The organism is Streptomyces sp. NPDC002092, from assembly GCF_053593775.1.
Genome location: NZ_JBSFDG010000016.1, coordinates 91,267 through 112,791, shown reverse-complemented (window position 1 = coordinate 112,791; position 21,525 = coordinate 91,267). Strand labels below are relative to the sequence as shown.

At 70.4% G+C, this 21,525-nt stretch carries 12 protein-coding genes and 1 riboswitch; of the genes, 6 read left to right on the top strand and 6 right to left on the bottom strand.

What is annotated here, in order from left to right:
• Nucleotides 1–9: 9 nt before the first annotated feature.
• Together pepN and ACWCRD_RS32770 are read right to left on the bottom strand one after the other, a co-directional pair.
• Nucleotides 10–2,445 (bottom strand): aminopeptidase N, encoded by a 2,436-nt coding sequence (gene pepN / locus ACWCRD_RS32775; RefSeq protein WP_450969366.1) that lies wholly within the window; start codon nucleotides 2,443–2,445, stop codon nucleotides 10–12.
• Nucleotides 2,446–2,608: 163 nt separating this feature from the next.
• Nucleotides 2,609–4,480 carry a phosphatidylglycerol lysyltransferase domain-containing protein gene (locus ACWCRD_RS32770; protein WP_450969365.1) on the bottom strand — a complete coding sequence of 624 codons (1,872 nt, stop codon included), beginning with the start codon at nucleotides 4,478–4,480 and terminating at the stop codon, nucleotides 2,609–2,611.
• A gap of 684 nt (nucleotides 4,481–5,164) precedes the next feature.
• Here ACWCRD_RS32770 and ACWCRD_RS32765 point away from each other — a divergent pair.
• From ACWCRD_RS32765 to ACWCRD_RS32755, 3 genes are all read left to right on the top strand, one after another.
• Nucleotides 5,165–6,538: an outer membrane protein assembly factor BamB family protein gene (locus ACWCRD_RS32765; RefSeq protein WP_450969364.1), complete on the top strand. Its 1,374-nt coding sequence runs from the start codon at nucleotides 5,165–5,167 to the stop codon at nucleotides 6,536–6,538.
• A gap of 262 nt (nucleotides 6,539–6,800) precedes the next feature.
• Complete coding sequence (locus ACWCRD_RS32760) at nucleotides 6,801–7,007, top strand: hypothetical protein (protein WP_450969363.1); 207 nt, start codon at nucleotides 6,801–6,803, stop codon at nucleotides 7,005–7,007.
• A 34-nt stretch (nucleotides 7,008–7,041) separates the two neighbouring features.
• Nucleotides 7,042–7,365, top strand: coding sequence for a hypothetical protein (locus tag ACWCRD_RS32755; protein ID WP_450969362.1), 324 nt, complete (start codon nucleotides 7,042–7,044; stop codon nucleotides 7,363–7,365).
• 78 nt (nucleotides 7,366–7,443) lie between these two features.
• Here ACWCRD_RS32755 and ACWCRD_RS32750 read toward each other — a convergent pair whose 3' ends face one another.
• Entirely contained in the window at nucleotides 7,444–8,079 is a 636-nt protein-coding gene (locus ACWCRD_RS32750) for a hypothetical protein (RefSeq protein WP_450969361.1), read from the bottom strand.
• Nucleotides 8,080–8,314: 235 nt separating this feature from the next.
• Nucleotides 8,315–8,495: riboswitch (M-box (ykoK) riboswitch) on the top strand.
• A gap of 320 nt (nucleotides 8,496–8,815) precedes the next feature.
• On the opposite strand from ACWCRD_RS32750, the gene ACWCRD_RS32745 reads away from it, so the two are divergent.
• On the top strand, nucleotides 8,816–10,162 hold the full coding sequence (locus ACWCRD_RS32745; protein WP_450969360.1) for a magnesium transporter MgtE N-terminal domain-containing protein: 1,347 nt from the start codon (nucleotides 8,816–8,818) through the stop codon (nucleotides 10,160–10,162).
• A complete protein-coding gene (locus ACWCRD_RS32740) occupies nucleotides 10,159–11,445 on the top strand; it encodes an NRAMP family divalent metal transporter (protein ID WP_450969359.1) in 1,287 nt (428 codons plus the stop codon). Before ACWCRD_RS32745 ends, ACWCRD_RS32740 begins: the two co-directional genes overlap by 4 nt.
• A 36-nt stretch (nucleotides 11,446–11,481) precedes the next feature.
• Here ACWCRD_RS32740 and ACWCRD_RS32735 read toward each other — a convergent pair whose 3' ends face one another.
• Nucleotides 11,482–12,948 (bottom strand): amidase, encoded by a 1,467-nt coding sequence (locus tag ACWCRD_RS32735; RefSeq protein ID WP_450969358.1) that lies wholly within the window; start codon nucleotides 12,946–12,948, stop codon nucleotides 11,482–11,484.
• A 404-nt stretch (nucleotides 12,949–13,352) separates the two neighbouring features.
• On the opposite strand from ACWCRD_RS32735, the gene ACWCRD_RS32730 reads away from it, so the two are divergent.
• A complete protein-coding gene (locus ACWCRD_RS32730; protein WP_450969357.1) occupies nucleotides 13,353–16,679 on the top strand; it encodes a lectin in 3,327 nt (1,108 codons plus the stop codon).
• Between the two features lie 65 nt (nucleotides 16,680–16,744).
• On the opposite strand, the gene ACWCRD_RS32725 is transcribed toward ACWCRD_RS32730, so the two are convergent.
• Both ACWCRD_RS32725 and ACWCRD_RS32720 read right to left on the bottom strand, forming a co-directional pair.
• Nucleotides 16,745–20,818 (bottom strand): beta-galactosidase, encoded by a 4,074-nt coding sequence (locus tag ACWCRD_RS32725; protein ID WP_450969356.1) that lies wholly within the window; start codon nucleotides 20,816–20,818, stop codon nucleotides 16,745–16,747.
• A gap of 393 nt (nucleotides 20,819–21,211) precedes the next feature.
• On the bottom strand, nucleotides 21,212–21,343 hold the full coding sequence (locus tag ACWCRD_RS32720; RefSeq protein WP_450969355.1) for a hypothetical protein: 132 nt from the start codon (nucleotides 21,341–21,343) through the stop codon (nucleotides 21,212–21,214).
• Nucleotides 21,344–21,525 lie beyond the last annotated feature (182 nt).

Genomic DNA, 21,525 nt, shown 5'->3' with positions numbered 1-21,525 from the left:
GCGGAACGGTCAGGGCCTGCGGGAACGCGAACGCAGCATGCGGCGGACCGTGTCCGAGCGTTCGAGGAGTGTGTTGCGGACCACCGGGGCCGCCTCGGCCGCGATCTGCTGGGCGGTTTCGATGTAGCCGGAGTCGATGGCGTGGGCCGGGAACAGGTGACTCGTGAACCCCATCGCCGGGATCATTCCGCCCTGGTGCAGATGGGGGATCACCTCCAGATAGCGCTGCGTATAGGGGCTGAGCAGGTCGTCCTGGGCGGGACGCCAGAAGGCCGCCGCCACCTGGCCGACCGCGGAGACGGGGACGGTGCGGTCGACGACGAGCTTCTGCCAGACCTCTGCCTTGGCGGCGGCATCGGGCACCGCTGCCCGCACGGTCAGGGCACGGATCCAGGCGTCGGGGTCCGGGTCGCGTTCCAGCAGGAGGGCGGCCTCGGAGGAGACGTCCCCGCCCAGTTCGGCCGCGCGGACGAGCGCGCGCCAGTGCAGGTCGACGTCGTCGCCCGCCTGCTCGCGCAGCCAGGCAAGGTCTTCGTCGGTCGTGGCGGTACGGGCCAGGCCGCGCAGGGCGACCTGGCGGCGGCCGGGGGCCGCGGCGAGGTCCCGACAGGTCCTGGCCACCGCCGCCGTCAGCTCAGCGCGTTCGCCGGGCGGCGCCCACAGTTCGGCGATGTTCGCGGCGAGCGTCAGATACGGCTCGATCACGGCGTCCGACGTCTCGGCCGCAAGGACCGCGGTGATGCACTGCCCGGCTTCCACGGCCGAGGTCTCGCCCGTGGTCAGCATGTCCCACACGGTGGCGGCGGCCACGCCCCGGGAGATGGCCGTGGGCAGGTCCGGGGCCGAGCGGAAGAGGGCGTGGCGGGTCGTGGAGTCCGGGCGGGCCGTGGCGAAGGTCAGGTCGTCGTCGTTGATCAGCAGGACGTCCGGCGCGGGAGGCAGGCCGGCGACCGGGGTACGGGGCTGTGTCACCTCGATGCGTACCAGCGCCGTGCGCTCCAGCGCCTGTCCGTTCCGGGTGTACGCGCCCACCGCCAGAACCTGGGGGCGCGGGGTGCCGGCGGACACCAGGGTGACGCTCTCGCCCTCGCGCTCCAGCCGGAAGCGGTCGGTGCCGGCCGTCGCCAGCCAAGCGGTGCGCCAGCCGTCCAGGTCTCGCCCACTCGCCTTGCTCAGGGAGTCGATCAGGTCCTGGAGCGTGGTGTTGCCCCACGCATGGCGGGCGAAGTAGGCGGCCATACCGGCCCGGAAGCTCTCTTCGCCGACATACGTCATGAGCTGCTGCAGGACCGAGGCACCCTTGGGATAGGTGATGTTGTCGAAGATCGACGCGGCCTGTGCGACATCGTGGATGGGCTGGTGGATCGGGTGGGAGACCGGGCCCTGGTCGGCCAGATACGCCTTCAGTTTGTCGCTCACCAGGTGACCCGCCCAGGCGTCCGTGTACCGGGTGGCGCCCTCGGCGGCCCAGTGGCAGGCGAACTCCGCGAATGCCTCATTCAGCCAGAGGTCGTCCCACCAGCGCATGGTGACGATGTTGCCGAACCACATGTGCGCCATCTCGTGCAGCAGCACCTTGGCGAGCAGCTCCCGCTCGGCCGGCGTCGGCGCGGCCCTCCGCAGGAACACGTCCGACCAGGTCACGCAGCCGTAGTTCTCCATCGCCCCGCCGAACTCGGGCACGAACACCTGGTCGTACCTGCGCTGCGGGAACGGCATCGCGAAAGCCTCGCCGTAGAAGGCGAGACCCTGTCGGGTGAGGGTGAAGATCTCGTCGGCATCACGGTCGAGGACCTCGGCGAGCGAGCGGCGCGCGTACAGACCGAGGTCGTGCCCGTCGGCCTCGCGGCGGATCTCATGGAAGGGGCCCGCGTTGACGACGGTGTTGTACGTGGACAGCGGCGGCGTGTCCGGGAAGATCCAGCGGCGGGCCGAACCCAGCTCCTCGATGCGCGCCTCGCCGGAGTTGCTGGTGACGGTCCAGGCGGCGGGTGCCGTGACCGTGAAGGCGTGCGGGGCCTTGAGATCGGGCTGGTCGAAGCAGGCCCAGACGAACCGGGCCTCGTCCGGTTCGAAGCTCATCCACACATAGACCTCGCCGTCGGCGGGGTCGGTCGCCTTGTGCACCCCCTCGCCCGCGGCCGTGTCGGCCTGGATGCTCTCCACGCGCAGCACGTTGTGCCCGGCCAGCGCGGGCAGGGGGATCCGGCCGTCACCGCCGGGAGTGAGAGCGGTGCCGTTCAAGGTGGCGCCGACGACATGTGCCGCGCAGTCCACGAAACTCTCGGCGCCCGGCTGGTGGCAGGTGAAGGTCACGGTGGACACGCACCGCACCTCGGGTCCGTCGGGCAGCGCCGTGAGGTCGACGTCCACGTCGTACCTCTCGACGGTCAACAGCGCGGCCCGGTGCTCGGCTTCGCCACGGGTCAGGCTTCGGATCCCCATGCATCCTCCTCGGCAGACAGCGGGCGTCAGCGTATGCCGGACGGCGGCGGAGCGCGCAGGGTTTTCCGGCGCGCCGAACGGGCGCCGCGTGCCCGGTAATTGACGGAGGGCGTGGGCGGCCGGTGCCGGCCGCCCACGCCCTCACTGCTGCTTGCCGAAGAGGTCAGGCAGCGCCTGCACCTCGTGCGGACTCAGCCTGCTGACGAACTCCTGCAGCGGGCTGGCTCCTCCGGAACTGGGGCAGGCGAGGCGGAGTGAGGAAGCCCTCCGCGCACGCGCTGGCGATGCCGATGCGCGGCAGGTCTGCCGTCTTCTCGAACAGCAGGAAGCGCGGCTCCCAGACCGGCCGGTACTTGGCGTTGGCGCGGTAGAGGGACTCGATCTGCCACCAGCGGGAGAAGAAGGTGAGGATGGAACGCCACAGCCGCAGCACCGGCCCGGCGCCGAGGCGCGCGCCGCGCTCGAAGACGGCGCGGAACATGGCGAAGTTCAGCGACACCCGCCGTACATCCAACTCCTTTGCGCGCAGCAGCAGTTCGACGACCATGAACTCCATCAGGCCGTTCTCGCCCTCCCGGTCGCGGCGCATGAGGTCGAGAGACAGCCCCTGCTCGCCCCAGGGCACGAAGCTCAGCAGCGCTCGCAACTCGCCCTCGCCGTCGTGGCACTCCAGCATCACGCAGCTTCCGTCGCCGGGGTCGCCGAGCCGGCCGAGCGCCATGGAGAAGCCGCGCTCGGTGGCGCCGTCGCGCCACTGGTCGGCGCGTTCGACCAGCATGGCCATCTCGGCGTCCGGGATGTCGGCGTGGCGGCGCATGCGCACGGTGTACCCGGCCCGCCGCACCCGGTTGTGCGCCTGACGTACGACGCGCATCGCGCGGCCCTCGAGGGTGAAGTCGGCGACGTCCACGATGGCCTCGTCGCCGAGTTCCAGGGCGTCCAGGCCGTGCCGGGCGTAGATCGTGCCGGCCTCCTCGCTCGCACCCATCACGGCGGGCGTCCAGGCGTGCCGGCGGGCCTCGGCGAGCCAGGCGTCGATGGCGCCGGGCCACGCCTCCGGGTCGCCGATCGGGTCGCCGGAGGCCAGAGTGACGCCCCCGACCACGCGGTAGGCGACAGCCGCCTTGCCGGTCGGCGACCAGATGACCGACTTGTCCCGGCGGAGCACGAAGTAGCCGAGGGAGTCGCGATCGCCGTGCCGGTCGAGCAGCGCGCGCAGCCGCTCCTCGTCCTCCGCACCGAGCAGGTCCCGGCCGCGGGGCGAGCGGAAGCAGACGTACAGGACGAGGCAGAAGGTCGCCGCCACCATGATGTTGACGATGACGTCCACCCAGCGGGGCGCCTGCACGGCATGCACGCGGTCGGCGAGCGGGCCGACGCTGATGCCGCGCAGCAGCGTGTAAGCGACCTTGTCGAACAGCGTGGCACCGTGGAGCTTGTTGGTCGCGCCGACCAGCAGCGTGCCGATCGTGCCGCTGACCAGGATGCCGCCCGCTCCGAAGGCGAGCGCCAGCTTCGGGTTGGACCGGTCACCGACCGCCTCGAACTCCCGGCGCCCGATCAGCAGCGCGGCCACGAACAGGCCGGTGAGCAGGGCCGACCCCCAGTTGAACACATGCCCCCGGAACGGGCTCTGGGTGAGTGCGACGACGTACAGCACGAAGAGCGGCCCGGCAAGGACCATGTTGACCGTCCACGCGGCCCGCTTCCTGCGCCGCATCACCAGCGACAGGAAGATCGCGAGCGCGGCCGAGACCAGGCCGGCGGTGGCCAGGTACGGCGTGAAGTACTCACCCGCGTGGTGCGCGTGGAACCGATGAGCCGTGTGGGAGGCGTAGATCCGGCCGGTGTTGTGCTCGTCCACCTCGCGCCGGAACGGCACGGACACGACCGCCGCGATGTTGAGCAGGGCGATCAGCCGCAGGTACCAGACGGTGAATGCGGCTGCCCGCGCCCGCAGCCGGGAGGGGGCGGGCGGTTCTTCGGGGGTGGAGCGCCGGCGGGGGATCAGGGCCGACTGCTGCTGGGCGGTCATGACTGGGGTCACCTTGGGGAGTGGGCGGTGGGATCGGTACGGGTGGGGACGGGGCACGGGGGCGGGCCGTCGCGTGCCCGACCCCTTCTACCGCGTAGTCCGAACGAACGCCAGCCGGAGGCGGCCTCGGCGAGGTCCCTCACCGGTGTACCGGTCTCGGCGGATGGAGAGACGGACCGGACGAGACCCCGCGCCCGGAGACGGTCGAGCGCGCCGTGCACGGTCTCGCCGGGCGGGTCGCCGATCTCGGCCCGGATCTCGGCCGTCTCGCGGTCGGAGCGCAGCTCCTGAGCGTGCCGTACGGATCTCCCTGGCCGACAACCATGACCGGTGCGCGGTACTTTGTTCATCTCTCTTCCCGCGTGCTTGCCGTCCACTTCACCCCTACGCCTTGTAGGGCGAGAGCACCCTACATCTTGTAGGACTGCCGAGGTGTGGTCGGGACGGCGAAAGACGGCCGCCCCCGGTGGCCGACCTGTTCGCCTTCGCGCAGTGGAGGACGGCAGGCGGCGGGTGGGGGTTGTCTGTGCGGACAGATGTGCCCGTCACCTTGACCGTCCCTTGGTGGTCTCTTGGCGAAAGGCGCTGCTGCGCGGGAATTTGGTGACCACCTCGCGTGTGTGCCGGGCACAGTGGAGGAGAGGGGACACGTCTCGGTCTCCTCGGCGGCGGAAGGGGCGGACGGTGACGGTGCGGCGGCTCGCGGCGGTGGTGCTGTGCGGCGGTCTGCTGGCCGCCGGGTGTTCGACGGGGGACGACGGCCCCGGACCGGTCCCGCGTTCGCTGCCCCCGCAGAGCCGGTCCGCGGCACCCGCCGGGCAGTCGGACTGGACGACGTACCACCGCGACGGACTGCGCAGCGGGTACGCCCCGGGCACACCGGCGCTCGGCATGCTCCGGACGGCCTGGACGACCCGGCTCGACGGCGCGGTGTACGGCCAGCCGCTCGTGGTGCGCGGCAAGGTGGTCGCCGCCACCGAGAACAACACCGTCTACGCCCTCGCCCCGGACACCGGCCGCGTCCTGTGGCATCGCCACCTGGGCACACCGCAGCCGCGATCGGGCCTGGGGTGCGGGAACATCGACCCGCTGGGCATCACCGGCACGCCCGTGTACGACGCCTCCACCGGGCTCGTCTTCGCCGTCGCCGAGACCGCAGGAGGACGCCACCGCCTGGTCGGGCTGGATCTGGCGACGGGCCAGGCGAAGGTGGACCGCGAGGTGGAGCCCCCGGCAGGCGACCGGTCGGCGCATCAGCAGCGTGCCGCGCTCGCCCTGCTGGCGGACCGGGTGTACGTCGCGTACGGCGGGCTGTACGGCGACTGCGGGTCCTACCGAGGCTCGGTGGTCTCGGTCTCGGTCACCGGCGCGGGTCCCGTCGCCTCGTACACCGTGCCCACCCACCGCATGGGCGGCATCTGGGCGCCAGGCGGACCGGTCGTCGACGGCGGACGGCTCCTGGTGCCCGTCGGCAACGGCGAGGCCACCGGCGGGAGCTATGACGGAACGGACTCCGTCCTGGCGCTTTCCGCCGGTCTGCACCGCACCGACTACTTCGCCCCCTCCGACTGGGGGCGGGACAACGCGGCCGACGCCGACCTGGGAGCCCTCACCCCGGTGCGGATCGGCCGCTTCGTCCTGGTGGTCGGCAAGAGCGGCACTGCCTACCTGCTGGCCGCCGACCACCTCGGCGGCATCGGCGGGCAGCTCGCGCAGACCCACGCCTGCCCGGCGTACGGAGCGGCGGCTTTCACCGGCAGCACCGTCTACGTCCCGTGCTCCGACGGGCTGCTGCAGCTGACGGTCCGAGCGGACGGCACGATGACCACCGGGTGGCGGACGGCCCTGCGGCGGGCGGGCTCGCCCGTGATCGGCGGCGGCGCGGTCTGGGTCACCGACTTCGAGACGGGCACGCTGTACGCCCTCGACCCGGACACCGGCCGGGTCCGGCAGCACCTGGCGGTGGGCGACCTGCCGAACTTCGCCTCGCCCGTGCTCTCCGGCGACCATGTCTACCTCGGCACCCGGACCGGCGTCAGCGCGCTCTCCGGAGCGTAGATCGACACAGGCGCACCGGGACGCGGGGGCGGCGACTCAGTCGTCGTCGGTGTGGGGGGCCGTGATCGTCGTCCAACTCGGCAGACGTCAGCTCGACAACGCCCAGCGCCACGCCGCCTCGACGGTCGGGTCGGGCCATTGCCCGTGACGTCGTAGAACGCCATGGCTGAATGCTGACGGTGCATCAGACGCCGAGTGGTGGCGCGGTGTTCGAGGCAAGGCTGCCCCGCGCGACCTGACCGCCGGGAGGCACACCTGATGCGTGTCCTGCCCCGTCGTGTCCTGCTCGCCGCTTGCGCCGGCGGCCGACACCCGGCAGACGGCTCAGGCCGACGGCACCGGGACCGCGGGCGACACCGTCGAGATCAATGAACGGGACGGTACACCGGTGGAGGTGTACCTCGACAAGTCGTACAACGTCACGGCCACCAGGCAGGAGGGCACGGAGGAGGCGGAGAACGCAGGCTGACGGCCGAGCCCGGCCCGCAGTGAGGGACAAGGACATGCCGATCGAGCTCACCACGTTCCCGCCGGGCACCGCACTCCATGTCGTCGCCCAGGGGCCCGGGATGAGCGAGTCCGACTGCGCGCGTGCCTTCGACCGCTCCCGGCGCTCCTTTGATCCCACCACGACGGCACCGGCCTCGGTCTGCCCATCGTCCGCCACCTCGTCCACGCTTCCGGCGGTGAGATCACCCTCGGCGCCGCTCCCGGCGGCGGCCTGGACGCCCGCGTACGGCTGCGGCCCGTGGCCGGCGGACCGGCGGACGGCCCGGCCGGGGCGCGGACCGAAGCGCGCGATGCGGGCACCGGCGAGGGCCCGCTGATCGGTGGAGATCTGCTCCAGGGACCCACGCCACCGCCGCGCACATCGTGTCGCGCGGCCGGGCCGCCGCCGGCATGAATCACCCCTGCTGGTCAGGACTCCCGGCTTCGGGTGCGTCCGCCGCGTCCAGTCGGCCGAGCAGGAAGGGGAGCAACCCCCGTTCCAGGAGGGCCGATTGCCAGGCCTCACGTGCCTGAGACACTGCGGGATCCCGATCCGGCGGCTCCACGCCGTCGGCGGGAGCGCGGTTGCGGGCCGGCGCTGTCAGCAGCCACGCCAGATCGCCCAGCGTCGCCCCTGCCGCCACGGCGGCGGCGACCACGCCCACCGCGATGAGCCCGTCGCCCAAGTGCGGGCGGGCGTCCAGGGCATGCAGGCTGAACCCGGTCAGCAGGAACACGCCCGCGACAACGGCTCCGAGGCTCGGCACCAGAACTGCCAGCGTCGCGAGCAGCCCGCCATCTTCCTCGCCTGCAGCACGGGGCGAGTCATCGTCGCGCCGTCGGCCGTGGTCGGCCTCGACGGCAAAGGCCCACAGCCGCAGATAGCGGTCGTACTCGACGGCGGCGGCACCGGATATGGGCGCACGCGCCTGCAGGGCCTCGGCGCGAAGTCGCCCGCGGGTCGGCCCCGTGACGGCACAGCCGATCGCCTCCGAGAGCTCGGGCGAGTCCAGGGCCTGGTCCAGGATCTCCTCGAAGGCAGCGTCACCCACAGGCGACAGAGTGTCGGGTTCTTTCATGGATCCCCCCGTCCTCGACTCACTGCCGCCGGGCCGAATCGACGGGCAGCCTGCACCCTACAGTGTGTAGGGTTTCGCCAGGCGGGTGGGTGTGACGTACGTGATCCGTCTCATTCGATCTGGTCGCGACAGGCCACAGGCATGGTCAAGGGCCGGTCATAGGCGGGCAAGTCGCGTCGCGACAGGCGTATCCTGTGAGCGGTTTGACCAGACACCTCGTTCGGTGAGGCGTCTTCACGGACACAGGCCACTGATCCCACCCGTCGAGAGACGCTCCGGATCAGGACAGGTCTCCCCGGCCCAAGGGGTGACCCCAAGTGGCTTCCCCCGCCCGGTTCGCGGGGGATCACGCCGTGGAGTGCCAAAGCTCTGACGAGTTGGGGTGCGGCGGAGCCGAGTGCTCCCGGTTGCCCCTTGCCGTATGGCTGCGACGCCCGTTGCGCGGCCAGGACCGGGAGGAGGCGAGATGGACAGTAGTCCGGGCCATAGTCGGCCCTTCTCCGTGTTGTCCGCGCTGTCCTTCCGTGGCCTCGGACAGCCCGTCCTTCCCTGACTGCTGCCGCACATCGGCCCTGCCGGGCCGAGCGTCGGCGTGCCGTCGTCGTGCTGTGCGCCGACGGTTCGGGAGGGAGCGTGCTGCCCAGGGCTGCCCGGTGCCCCGCCATGGTGGGGCGAGGGGGTGTTCGTCTTGGCTGCCCACACTCTGCTCATGTCCACCTCGGCCCGCCTGCGCGACCGACGGGTCACTCTGGAACGCCGTGCCACGGCGTCCAAGGCGGTCCGTACGTCACTGGTGTCGCTCGCCGGGCTCGTCGGAGGCCCGGTCACCAACCAGTCCGGCGAGGAGGTCGGCCGCGTCGTCGACGTCGTCGCCCGGCTGTACGGGCCCGAGCCCTACCCGCCCGTCACCGGGCTGATCCTGCGCATCGGCCGACGGCGGACCTTCCTGCCCGCCGACGCCGTCGGCAAGTTCCAGGCGGGACACGTACGGTTGCGCACCGCGCGGGTCGATCTGCGTGACTTCGCCCGCCGCCCGGGCGAGGTGCTGCTCGCCAAGGACGTCCTCGACCACCAGCTGGTCGACGTGGACGGGGTCCAGGTCACCCGCGCCGCCGACCTGTATCTCGCACCCCTGGTCGACCAGGTCGTACTGGTCGGGGTGGACGTGTCCCTGCCCACCCTGCTGCGCCGGCTCGGCCCTCGCCGCTGGCAGGCGAGGCCGACCCCGGAGCGGGTGCTGGACTGGCAGTCGGTGGCCCCCTTCGCCGAACAGGCCACCGAAGGGCCGCCCGAGGTGCGGCTGCGCGCCTCCAGGACCGCGCTGCACCGGCTGCGCCCGGCCGATCTGGCCGACATCCTCGAAGACCTCGGCCGCGCCGAACGCCAGCAGCTGCTCGGCTGGCTGGACCCGGAGCAGGCCGCCGACGCACTGGAGGAGATGGAGCCGGCCGAACTGGAGAACCTGCTGCGCGAGGCCAAGCCGGAGCACGCCGCCCGGCTGGTGGACGAGATGGAGCCGGACGAGGCCACCGACGCCCTGCGCGACCTCACCGGCGAGGAGCGCGAGGCGCTGCTGACCCGTATGCCGAAGGGGGAGGCGGCCGAGCTGCGGAGGCTGCTGACCCACCGCGAGGGCACGGCGGGCGGCGCCATGACCACCCTGCTGGTCACCGCCCACCGCGACGCGACCGTCGCCGACATGCGGGCCCTGCTGGCCGAACAGGTCGAGCACCGCACCGAGGTCGACGCCGTCGCCGTCGTCGACGACGAGGGCCGGGTCCTGTGCGACATCCCCCTCTTCGACCTGGCGGTCGCCGAGGACTCGGCCCCGGTCGCCGACCTGGTGGCCTGGCGGGCCCAGTTCGGCCCGCCCGTCACCGTGCAGGCGGACACCCCGCTGTCCGACGCCGCCGACCACCTGGTCGCGGCACGCGCCTCCTCCCTCCTGGTGGTCGACGACGGTGACCGCCCGCTCGGCCGGATCCTGGCCGACGACCTGCTCGACGCCCTGCTGCCCGAACGCGGGCGCCTGCACTTCCGGAGGTTCCTCCAGTGACCCGCGACCTCGACACCACCCTCGCCGCCTCGGACGCCCCCGCGCGGCGCACCGGCTGGCGGCGCATCACCCTGGTCGCGGCGATCGCCGGCCCCGGCCTGGTCGCCGCGAACGCCGGCAACGACGCCGCCGGCATCGCCACCTACGCGTCGGCCGGCGCCCAATTCACCTACGGCACCCTGTTCTTCATGGTGCTGGTCACCATCGCCCTGGTCATGGTGCAGGAGATGGCCGTACGCCTCGGCGCCCACACCGGCAAGGGCCTCGGGGCCCTGATCCGCGAGCAGTTCAGCCTCCGCCTGAGCGCACTGGCCGTGTTCTGCCTGCTGCTGGCCAACACCGGCCTGGTGGTCAGTGAGTTCGCGGGGATCGGCGCAGCCTTCGAACTCCTCGGCGTCCCCAAATGGGCGGTCATCCCACCCGCCGCGATCCTCCTCTGGGCCCTGGTGCTGTTCGGCTCCTACCACTGGGCCGAACGCATCTTCCTGATCATGTCGCTGGCCTTCTTCGCCTACCCGATCGCGATGATCCTCGGCCACCCCGACTGGGGCGCCGTGGGCCACCACCTGGTGGTCCCGCACGTCGAGCCGAGCAAGGACTTCATCCTGCTGGCGGTCGCGTTGATCGGGACGACGGTCAGCCCGTACATGCAGTTCTACGCCGCCGCGGGCGTCGTCGACCGGGGTGCCAAACCCGCCGACTACCCCCTCATCCGCGCCGACGCCATCCTCGGCGCGGTCTTCGCCTGCATCATCAGCCTGACCATCATCATCGCCACCGCCTCGGCCATCGGCGGAACCGGTCCGCTGAACTCCGCCGCCCAGGCCGCCGAGGCCCTCAAACCGGTCGCCGGCCAGAACGCGGAACTCCTCTTCGCCCTCGGCCTGATCGGCGCCTCCGCCCTGGCCGGAGCCGTGGTCCCCCTCTCCGCCAGCTACGCCATCGGCGAGGCCGCCGGTGTGGAACGCTCCGTCTCCCGCAGCTTCCGCGACGCCCCGCTGTTCCTGGGCCTGTTCACCGCCCAGATCGTGCTCGGCGCCACGGTCGCCATGACACCCGTCGACGTCATCCAACTGCTCATCGGCACCCAGGTCCTCCAGGGCCTGATCAGCCCCATCGTCCTGGTGTACCTCCTGGTACTGACCAACCGCCGCTCCGTCCTAGGCCCTGCCGCCAACGGCCCCCGCTACCGCATCGCGGCCACCGCCGTGGTCGTCGGCGTAGGCGCCATGTCCACCATCCTTCTGATTCAGACGGTGCTCAGCTGGTTCGGCCTCGCCTGACGCCCCACCGAGGGCGTCAGGCGTCGCGCTCCATGACTACGAGCTTTCTGAGTACCCCGGCGCCTGGAAGCCGCCGAGCCTCGGCTCGAGCAGTTCGGCCAGCCGCAGCGGGGTGCGGTCCTCGAACATCGGACCGATCAGCTGCACGCCCACCGGCAGACCCTCGGGGGACCGGCCCGCGGGCACGGCGGTGGCGGGCAGTCCGGGCATGGTGGCCAGACCGGCCCAGACGAGCTGGTCCAGGTACGGGTACTCGACGCCGTCGATGTCGAGCCGACGACCCATCAGATCGGGGTTGTGGTCGTGCGGGAACGCGGGAGTGGGCGTGACGGGACACACCACGGCGTCGAACTCGGCGAAGACCTGCCGCCAGCCGTGGCGGTGCAGTTCACGGCGGTGGCTCGCCTCCATCCAGTCGCGGTGGCTGAGCACCATCCCGCGCAGCCGCGTCGCATCGAGACTCCGGTCGTCCGCGCTCAGCCCGGCGGCATGGGTGCGCAGCTGCTCGTACATCTCGACGGGAAAACGCGCGGCGGAGTTCGAGAACAGCAACTGCATGTAGATTTCGGCGGCTTCGGTGAGACTCGGCAGCAGCGGACTGTGGCGTTCGACGCGGGCGCCGCCGCCGGCAAGCGCGTCGGCCACCCGGCCCACGGCCGCCCGCACAGCTGACCCGGTCGGAATGAGCGGATGCTCGTCGAGAACCAGGACCCGGAAGTCGCCCAGCCGCTCGTGGCGCGCGGGCGGCAGCCGCAACGTGTGCGCCATGCCGAGCGTGAGCGGGTCGGGACCGGCCATGACGTCGAGCAGAAGTGTGAGGTCGCGGGCGCTGCGCGCCATCGGACCGGCGACAGCGAGGTCGTGCTCCGCCGGCAATGCCGGTGCGGGCGGCGGGACCATACCGCGGGTCGCCGCCAGCCCGACGGTCGGCTTGTGGGCGTACACACCGCAGAAATGCGCGGGGGTGCGCAGTGAACCGCCGATGTCGGAGCCGATGGACAGCGCGCCGAAGCCGCACGCGAGGGCCGCCGCTGATCCGCCGGAGGACCCGCCGGGCGTACGGCCGTGATCCCACGGGTTGTTCGTCGTCCCGTAGATCTCGTTGAAGCTCTGCACGTCCTGCAGCAGCAACGGCACATTGGTCTTGCCGAGCACCACCGCGCCCGCGGCTCTGAGCCGCGACACCTGCACCGCGTCCTCGGCCGGTATGTAGTCCCGGTGGTGCGGCATGCCCCAGGTCGTGGGCAGCCCGGCGACGTTGTAGGACTCCTTGACCGTCACCGGAAGGCCGAGCAGCGGTCGGTCCTCGCCTCGGGCGCGGGCCTGGTCGGCGTCGCGCGCGGCGGCCCGCGCACGGTCGAAGTCCGGCACACAGATCGCGTTGACCGCCTTGTCGTCCCGCTCAATACGGGCGATCGCCTCGTCGGTGAGTTCCACCGAGGTCACTTCACCGGCACGCAGGGCAGCCGTGAGTTCTTCGGCCGTCAGAAAATTCCACTCCATGAACGGGACCGTATCGGTGTCCGGGAGAGGCCATGAAACGCCTTTCTGCGCAAGGCAGTTAGCGGAAAACCATGGGCAGGCCGCGACGCGATCCCGACCCCGGCGGGTGCTGGTGTGACCATCCGTGAACTCCTCCCTCAGAAAGTCCGGTTGGCCTCGTTGACATCCCATCAGCTCAGGCGTTTCACTCGACACTCATGGATGGCAACGTTGTCAGGTCGCACGGAGTAGTCACTCGACAACGTTGTCTGTCGTCGGTGCTGCGTGTTTCTCGGAGCGCCGGCACCTGAAGTGCGAAGCACGAACTGCTGCGGAGGCAACCGATGGTGAGACCCCGACGTTCAGCTGCGCCACGTGATCGAAAGAGACGCCGTCAGCGACTGGCGGCGGTCTGCGTGCTGGGCATGGTCGCCCTGCCGCTCTCGGCAGTGGGCAGCGCAGATGCCGCGAGCACCGCGACGCCGGCCTTCGTGAAGGATCCGGCGTCCCTCGTCAACCCCCTCATCGGCACCTCCGGTGCCGTGGACACCTTCCCCGGTCCCGACATGCCGGCGGGCATGGTGCAGTGGGGCCCCGACACGACGCCCCACCGCCCCGACGGCGGTGGCTACGAGTACAACGACAGCAAGATCTCAGGCTTCAGCCTCACCCACGTTTCGGGCCCCGGCTGCCCCGTGGCGGGCGACCTGCCCATCCTGCCGGTGACCGGCGCGCTGTCGGGCAGCCTCGGCGATACGTCCGTCGGCTTCAGCCACAGCGACGAGCAGGCGGGCATCGGCTCCTACAGGGTCACGGACGCGAACGGCGTCAAGACGGAGCTGACCGACACCACCCGCGCAGGCCTCGGCCGCTTCACCTTCCCGGCGGGCAAGCAGGCGAACCTGCTGTTCAAGCTCAGCGGCGGTGCCACGCAGGTGGACGGCACCCGGGTCCAGGTGGTGAACGACCGGGAGATCAGCGGCGCGATCGACAGTGGTCACTTCTGCGGCGCGAAGAACAGGTACACGCTGCACTTCGACATCAAGTTCGACCAGCCGTTCACCGAGAGCGGCACCTGGGTCGGCAGCACCATCAACCCCGACGCGAGGTCGCTGAAGGCGGGCAAGGTCAGCCAGACGCCGCAGGCCTCCCAGCCGGACCCGCTGAAGGAGAAGCACTTCACTGTCCCGGCGAAGCCGGCCCCCACGATCCACGGGAGCAGCGGCAAGGCCTCCGGCACACCGTCCCCGGCACCGAGCGCCGGTACCGCACCCCGGTCGTCGGCCACGACCCGGGCGGCCCAGCCGCCCACCACCGGCGCGAACGGCATGTACCTGACCTTCGACACCTCCGCCGACCCCACGGTGAGCGCGAAGGTCGGCATCTCGTACACGAACGACACCAACGCGGCGGACAACCTCGCGACCGAGATCGACACATGGAACCTCGACGCCGTCCAGCAGGCCAACCACCAGGCCTGGAACGCGGTGCTCAACAAGCTCCAGATCGGCGGCGGCACCTCCGACCAGCAGACGCAGTTCTACACCGCGCTCTACCACGCGCTGCTGCACCCGAACGTCTTCTCCGACGCCAATGGCCAGTACATGGGCATGGACAACCAGGTCCACAGACTGGCCAAGGGCCAGCGGGCCCAGTACGCCAACTACTCGGGCTGGGACACCTACCGCTCCCAGACCCAGCTCATGGCGATGGTGGAGCCCAAGGTCGCGAGTGACGTCGTCACCTCCATGCTCAACGGCTACGACCAGACCGGCCTGCTGCCCAAATGGGCCTCCAACAACGGCGAGAGCTACGTGATGGTCGGCGACCCGGCCGCCGGCATCATCACCGGCGCGTACGCCTTCGGCGCGACGAACTTCGACACGGACAAGGCGCTGGCCGCTCTCCAGCACGAGGCCTCCGCCCCCAACAACGACCGGCCGGGCGAGGCCGTACGGGACGCGAAGGGCTATCTCCCGCTGGACGAGAACGACTACGGCTGCTGCAACTTCTACGGCCCGGTCTCCACTCAACTGGAGTACGACTCCGCCGACTACGCGGTGGCCGCGTTCGCGAAGTCCCTGGGCAAGACGGACGTCTACGAGAAGTTCGCCACCCGGGCCCAGGACTGGATGAACGTCTTCAACCCGCAGACCGGCTATCTGCAGGCCAAGAACAAGGACGGCCAGTTCGCGGGCGGATTCACCCCCGGCACCTCCAACGGCTTCGTGGAGGGCACCTCCGCCCAGTACACCCCCATGGTCCCGTTCAACCTGGAGCAGCTCATCCAGGCACGCGGCGGAGCCAAGGCGTACTCGTCCTTCCTGGACAGCCTCCTCGACAACATCACCGACCCCGGCAACACCAACGCCGACCTGAGCAACGAGCCCAGCGTGGAGATCCCCTGGGAGTACGACTACACGGGCCAGCCGTGGAAGACCCAGGCGGCCGTACGCGAAGCCCAGCAGAAGCTGTACTTCAACGCTCCGGTCGGCTCCTTCGGCAACGACGACCTCGGCGCGATGAGCTCCTGGTACGTCTGGTCCGAACTCGGCATGTACCCCGAGACGCCGGGCACGGACACCCTCGCGCTCGGCAGCCCGGCGTTCCCGGTGGCCCAGGCCACCCTCGCCGGCGGCAGGACGGTGCGGATCAACGCTCCGCAGGCCGCACCCGACGCGCCGTACGTGCAGTCCCTCAACGTGAAGGGCAAGGAGTGGAAGACCTCCTGGCTGACGTACGGGCAGTTCAAGGGCGCCGGAAGCATCGACTACACGCTCGGCACCCGGCCCAACACCTCCTGGGCGTCCGACCCGTCGGCGGCACCGCCGTCGGACACCACGGGCGGCAGCCGGGTGCTGGCCGCGACCGGCCCCTCCAGTGACGGCCTGGTGCTCCAGCCGGGCGCTTCCGGTGACGGCACCCTCGACCTGACCAACCTCGGCAGCAAGGCCGTCACGGTCGACTGGAAGGCCACGGCGCCCTCCGCCATCACCTTGGACACGTCCTCCGGCTCGCTGACCGTCCCCGCCTCGGGCAGCGCCGAGGCGAAGATCCATGTGACGGCCGGCACGAGCGAGGGAACCTTCCCGGTCACCTTTGCGCTGACCGACCACAGCAGCGGCGCGACGCTGAGCGGGGCAAGCCTCCGCGTGGCCGTGGCCAAGGCCGGTGCGCTGTGGCCGTACAACACCAACGAGGGCATCTATCCCGACGGCGCCACCTTCTCGGGCGGCTTCGACAACGATGGCTGGGCCTACTCGCAGAACGCGCTGTCAGCGGCGGGTGTCACGAGCGGCTCGACCGTCACCGTCGACGGCATCTCCTACACCTGGCCGACCGTGACATCCGGTCAGCTGGACAACCTGGAGATGGCCGGCCAGACGATTCCGATGCCGGCCGGTACTTCGGGTGCGTCGCTGGGCCTGCTCGGCGCGGCGACCAACGCGCCGAGCGACGGCATCTCGGGCACGGTGACCGTCACCTACACCGACGGCACCACCTCGAAGGCGACGGTCGGCTTCTCTGACTGGACACTGAACGGCGGGGCCGGCAAGCCGATCGAGGGCGATACGACCGCCGTCGCGACGTCCTACCGCAACACCGGCAGCGGAGGCCGGGACAGCGTCAGGACCTACGCCTTCGCCACGAAGGTCCCGCTCGATGCCTCCAAGCAGGTGGCGTCGATCACGCTGCCGGTGACGGGTTCGACGGGCACCGACCACCTGTTCGCCTACGGCTTCGGTCAGTAAAGGCTCTGGCGGCAGTGATGATGAGGGCCGCTTCCCGGGCATCCGCCCGGGAAGCGGCCCCTACGCTAACCGCACGTCAGTGTCGGCGTCGCCCAGTCGCCGTGGTCGCTGCCGTTTCCGTCGCCGGCGTCACCGACCTTGAGGTCGACCACCTGGGCGCCGCTGACGTCGACGTCGATCGGCACCGCGGCCTGCTTGCCGTGGATCGTCGGCGTGGTCACCAGGGTCTTGCCGTCGGCGATCACGGAGAACGTGACCGTTCCCGCACCCCCTGTCTCGTCGTCGACGCCGACGTCCGCCGTCAACCGGGAGCAGTTTCCGGCTAGATAAAGCTGGACGTCGCTGACCGCGTTGGTGCCCAGGCCCTTGGTGGAGCGGACCCCGTCGATGGTGATCGGACGGCCGTCCCCGGCCGCCTGTTCACCGACGCTGCTGTCGCGCTCCACCGGGCCCCAGCCGTTGGTGGACGACAGGAACGGCAGATCGCTCACCGCGCTCTTGCCGGCCGGCGGGGCGGGCGGGATTCCGCCGACGATGCGCTCGTCCTCGCCCGCGGCCTGCCGTCCGCTCTGCCGGTAGCGCACCGTCGCCGTGAGCGCCGAGGCGGACGGCAGCGTCCCGGTGGGCGGCTGGACCTTCCAGGTGAAGGCGGCCGACCCGCCGGGCGGTACGCGCTTGACCGAAGCGGGGCTCGGGGCGCTGACGCTCCAGCCGTCCGGCGCGGAGAGCGAGGCCGTCAGCTCGGAGGCGGACGGCCGGTCCTTCGGCACCCGCACCGTGGCCTCGGCCGTGAAGGCCTGGCCCGGCTGCGCAGTGTCCGGCACGTCCAGGGCGACATCAGCCCCCGGACGCTCGGGCATGGCGTACTTCTTGTGGTCGTAGCGGGGACTGTCGTTCTGCGCGACGCGCAGGGACGAGGCGTAGCTGCCGTAATCGGTGAGTGAGACCTTGCCCAGCCCGCCGGTGCTGCCGTCCAGGTTCCACACGGCGATGGCGATGCTGTTGCGGCCGTTCGGGTTGAGGATCCCGCCTGGGACCGGGAAGGTGTGCTGGGGGCCGAGGTAGTTGACGTAGTTGCCGACCTGCCAGCCGTTCACGAAGATCGTCGCGCGGTACTTGCGGGACGGGTCGTCGGTGAACGTCAGCCCGAGGGAGGTGTCCTGGCCGCGCGGCAGATCCAGTGCCGCGTCGGTCCGGTACCAGGAGACTCCGGGACGGGTATCGGTCGTCGGCAGGGACACCCGGCTCCACTTGTCGTCCGGGTAGCCGGGCAGGGACCAGCCGGCGCGCTCGCCGTACAGGCCGCCCGTCGAGAGCGGACCGCGCACGGTGTCCTGCAACTCCTCGCCGCCTCGTACGCCCTGCAGCCGCCAGGTGACGGAGGTCAGCGGCGCCCCTACGAGGGAGGCGCTGGTCAGGCCGCGTGCGGTCTTGTTGCCGTTGGTCGAGTTGTAGTCCTCCTCGTGTCCCATGTTCACGGTGAGCACGGAGAGTACGTTGTCGCCCTTGGCCTTCACCGAACCGGCGGGGAAGGTGAAGTCGGCGCTGCCTGTGGTGGAGCTGCCCAGGAAGGTGCCGTTGAGCCAGGCGGAGAAGGCCTGCGCGTCTCCGCCGGAGTCCGACACCAGGTGGATGCCGGTCTCCTTGCCGGTGGCGTGGAAGCGGCCGCGGTACCAGGTGTTCCCGGTGTGGAAGCCGTAGTCGTCCGCATAGAGCACCGGCAGCGAGTTGACGCCGGAGACGCTGTTGGTGGCGGTCTTGTCGGCGACCTGCCAGCTGGTGTCGTCGAAGGCGGGGGCCGCTTCGGGGGACTCCTCGGCGTGCTTCCAGGTCGTCAGGGACGGCAGATGTACCGGGGCGGCCACGGGGATCGTCCCCGTGAGGCTGCCCGTCTCGGTGGCCCGGGTCTTCAGGGTCCTGCCGTTCCAGGTGACGTGGTCGGCGGAGGTGAACACCTCGATGTTCTTGTCGTCGGCGTTGTCGCCGGTGAGCGCCAGGGTGCGCCCGCCGTCCAGGCTGGTCGCCGTCCGCAGCAGGTGGGTGCCGCGGACGAGGACCGGGCCGCTCGCCGTGTCCTGACGCCAGAAGGTGTCGGCGGTGGCCTTGTCGCCGACGAGCAGCAGCAGCGGGGGCTTTCCGCCGCCGCTGATGCTGATGCGGAGCAGGCCCTTGTGCGTGTAGTTCAGCCGCAGGTCACCGGTGTCCTTGTCCCAGGTGGTGGTGGCGGTGCCGCCGCTGGTGGTCACGGTGGGCTCGGAGGAGTAGCGCAGCACGGTCTCTCCGTCGCTGCCCGGGTCGCCGTAGAGCACGGCCACATCGCGGTTCGCGATGGCGGCGCTGGTCATGATCTCCGAGGTCGAGTACTGCAACTGGGCTTCGCCGAGGCGGTAGTTGGCCGTGATCACATGGGAGTCGCGTCCGTCGAGGGTGATCGCGGTGCCCGGCTGCTGGGGCACGACCGGGTACGTCGGCTGCGCTGCGGCGGAACCCGTGGGCACGTCGATGGCGTCGACGGCCACGTAGTTGTCCGTGGATCCCGAGCTGTGGTTCCCGGCGACGACGATCTTCAGCGTGTGCGATCCGGGGGTCAGACCGGTCTTCTGGAAGACGACCGCCTGGCTCTCGCTGCCAAAGTCGTCGACCGTGGCCACCTTGGTGCCGTCGAGGTAGACGTCGGCGTTGCCGTGGTTGTCGGTCTTCGAGCCGATCCAGCGGATCGCGGTGCCGTCGAAGGGGACGGTGAGCGAGTCACCGGCCTTGTTGGAGAACGACTCGGTGTGCTTGTAGTCGCCCCCGGTGTAGCTCTGGTCGGCCACGTGCGACCACGAACCGCTGTACTGCAGCGCGGAGTCGGGGTCGTCCCAGGTGTAGGTGGCGTCCGCGGACGGCTGGGCGTTGAAGTCCAGCGAGATGTGGGTCTTGTCGACCGCCGTGGACGTGGAGTTGCCGTGCCGCAGGACATGGAACTGCGTCTTGGTGTCGGGGTTCATCCGGGCCGTGTCGACGACCGCGGAGTCGTCCGGCGGTGTGGCCCTGATCGCCTCGGTCTTGGTCAGCGGGGCGACCGACTGCGTGAAGTACCCGATGAGCTTGTCCTCGTAGTACTTCGGATCGAGCTGACGGTTCTCGCGGATCGCGGCGCCGTAGTCGTAGGACGTGTAGTTCTCCGGCATGCCCAGCCAGCCCCAGTTGGTGCCGCCGTAGGTCATGTAGAAGCTCTGGGCGGTCGCGCCGACGGCTATGTTCTGCTTGTAGAACACGTTGGCGAACTGGTCGTTGATCAGCTGGGCGCACTTGTCGTAGCCCGGCCCGCCCCAGGGGTCGAAGGCGCCACCCTGGAACTCGGGTGAGTACAGCGGCTTGCCGTCCGGGTGGTCGTAGCTGATGTCGGGGACGCCGTTCCATTTCGAGGGATTCGAGCAGTTGAAGCCCTGCGGGTACGAGTCCGGGCCGTCGACGTCCAGGGCTCCCGCACCGGAGTTGAAGGTGCCGTTGTTGTTGCCGGTCAGCGGCACGGTGATGCCGTCGGCACGGGCCTTGTCCTCCAGGTGCTGCATATAGGAGCGGCCGGCGGCCGAGCCGTTGTAGTACTCGTTCTCGACCTGGTAGGCGATCACCGACCCGGTGCCGTTGGTCAGCTGGTGCCGGGCGATGACCCGGTCGATCTGCGTCAGCCACTCGTCCGCGTACTTCAGGAACTGCGGGTCGTCACTGCGGTTGTGACCGGCCTTGGTGGTCATCCAGCCGGGCAGGCCCCCGCTGTCCACCTCCGCGTTGATGTACGGCGCCGGGCGAGCGATCACGTAGAGCCCGGCCTCCTGCGCCATGTCGAGCAGTTTGTCGACGTCGCGTACGCCACTGAAGTCGTACACGCCCGGCTTCGGCGAGTGGTATCCCCAGTCGAAGTACAGCGAGGTGGAGTTGAATCCGGCGGCCTTCATCTTCTGGAAGATGTCGCGCCACAGGTCAGGACTCGGGAGCCGGAAGTAGTGGAACTCGCCGGACCACAGATAGGTGCGCTTGCCGTCGACGAGGAACGAATAGCCGTCGAGCTTCACCGTGTGCGTCGGTGGACTTGCTGCAGTCGCGGCGGCTGGGGCCTGACCGCCCCTGTCCTGCGCCGCCGCGGGCGCGGTCATGCCCGCGGCCAGGGCGATGGTCGCGGCTGTCGCAAGGACCGCCCTCCACCATCGACCGCCACTGGGTCTCGCAGCCTCTGAACCGAACCGATCACTTCGCACTGCGGCCTCCATACCGCCTGAGCAATCAGCATCAAACAGACTCAGGCAAAGTCGAACAGTAGAGCCACGCAAGACGCAACACAATGGGGCGGGAGCACACGGTTGCGATGGCAGTGGCGGCAGGAAAATGCGTACGCCTGGCCGGTGTTGAGGGCTGGTCCCAGAACGCGGCCACGGAACGGCTGGGACGTGTGCGAAGGGCGCGTCACCGGTGGTGACGGCGAGGCCGGCGTGGGTGCAGGGACCGGCCTTCACGCCTCCTGGTCGAGGTTGACGATGTTGCCGTCCGGGTCACGCAGCCACACCGGGCGGTGTCCCCACGGCTGGGTCGTCGGTGGCTGAAGCGGCGGTCATCGAGCCGGGCGCCGTCGACTCCATGCCCTGTGTGGAGAAGAGCGCGGTGCCGATGAAGTGTGGCTGCATCCGGCATCGTCGGCCGAGGTCGCCGGAGCCCTGCGCCCCCCGCCGTCGTACTGATGCTCCGTCAGTTCAAGTAACTCGCCGGGGGGTTGCGGCACAACAGTGCCGGGGCCCCCGGGTCTGCGGGAAACGCCGTTGTCAGTGCCTCCCCATAGAGTGAAAGCATCATTCGGGGCAGCTCGGAG

What these genes read in the sequence shown, in the direction of transcription:
- ACWCRD_RS32730 (WP_450969357.1), top strand. Translation starts at nt 13,353, where the DNA reads ATGGTCGCCCTGCCGCTCTCGGCAGTGGGCAGCGCAGATGCCGCGAGC.
- ACWCRD_RS32725 (WP_450969356.1), bottom strand. Translation starts at nt 20,818, where the DNA reads ATGACCGCGCCCGCGGCGGCGCAGGACAGGGGCGGTCAGGCCCCAGCC.
- ACWCRD_RS32745 (WP_450969360.1), top strand. Translation starts at nt 8,816, where the DNA reads ATGTCCACCTCGGCCCGCCTGCGCGACCGACGGGTCACTCTGGAACGC.
- ACWCRD_RS32735 (WP_450969358.1), bottom strand. Translation starts at nt 12,948, where the DNA reads ATGGAGTGGAATTTTCTGACGGCCGAAGAACTCACGGCTGCCCTGCGT.
- ACWCRD_RS32770 (WP_450969365.1), bottom strand. Translation starts at nt 4,480, where the DNA reads ATGACCGCCCAGCAGCAGTCGGCCCTGATCCCCCGCCGGCGCTCCACC.
- pepN (WP_450969366.1), bottom strand. Translation starts at nt 2,445, where the DNA reads ATGGGGATCCGAAGCCTGACCCGTGGCGAAGCCGAGCACCGGGCCGCG.
- ACWCRD_RS32755 (WP_450969362.1), top strand. Translation starts at nt 7,042, where the DNA reads ATGCCGATCGAGCTCACCACGTTCCCGCCGGGCACCGCACTCCATGTC.
- ACWCRD_RS32720 (WP_450969355.1), bottom strand. Translation starts at nt 21,343, where the DNA reads ATGCAGCCACACTTCATCGGCACCGCGCTCTTCTCCACACAGGGCATG.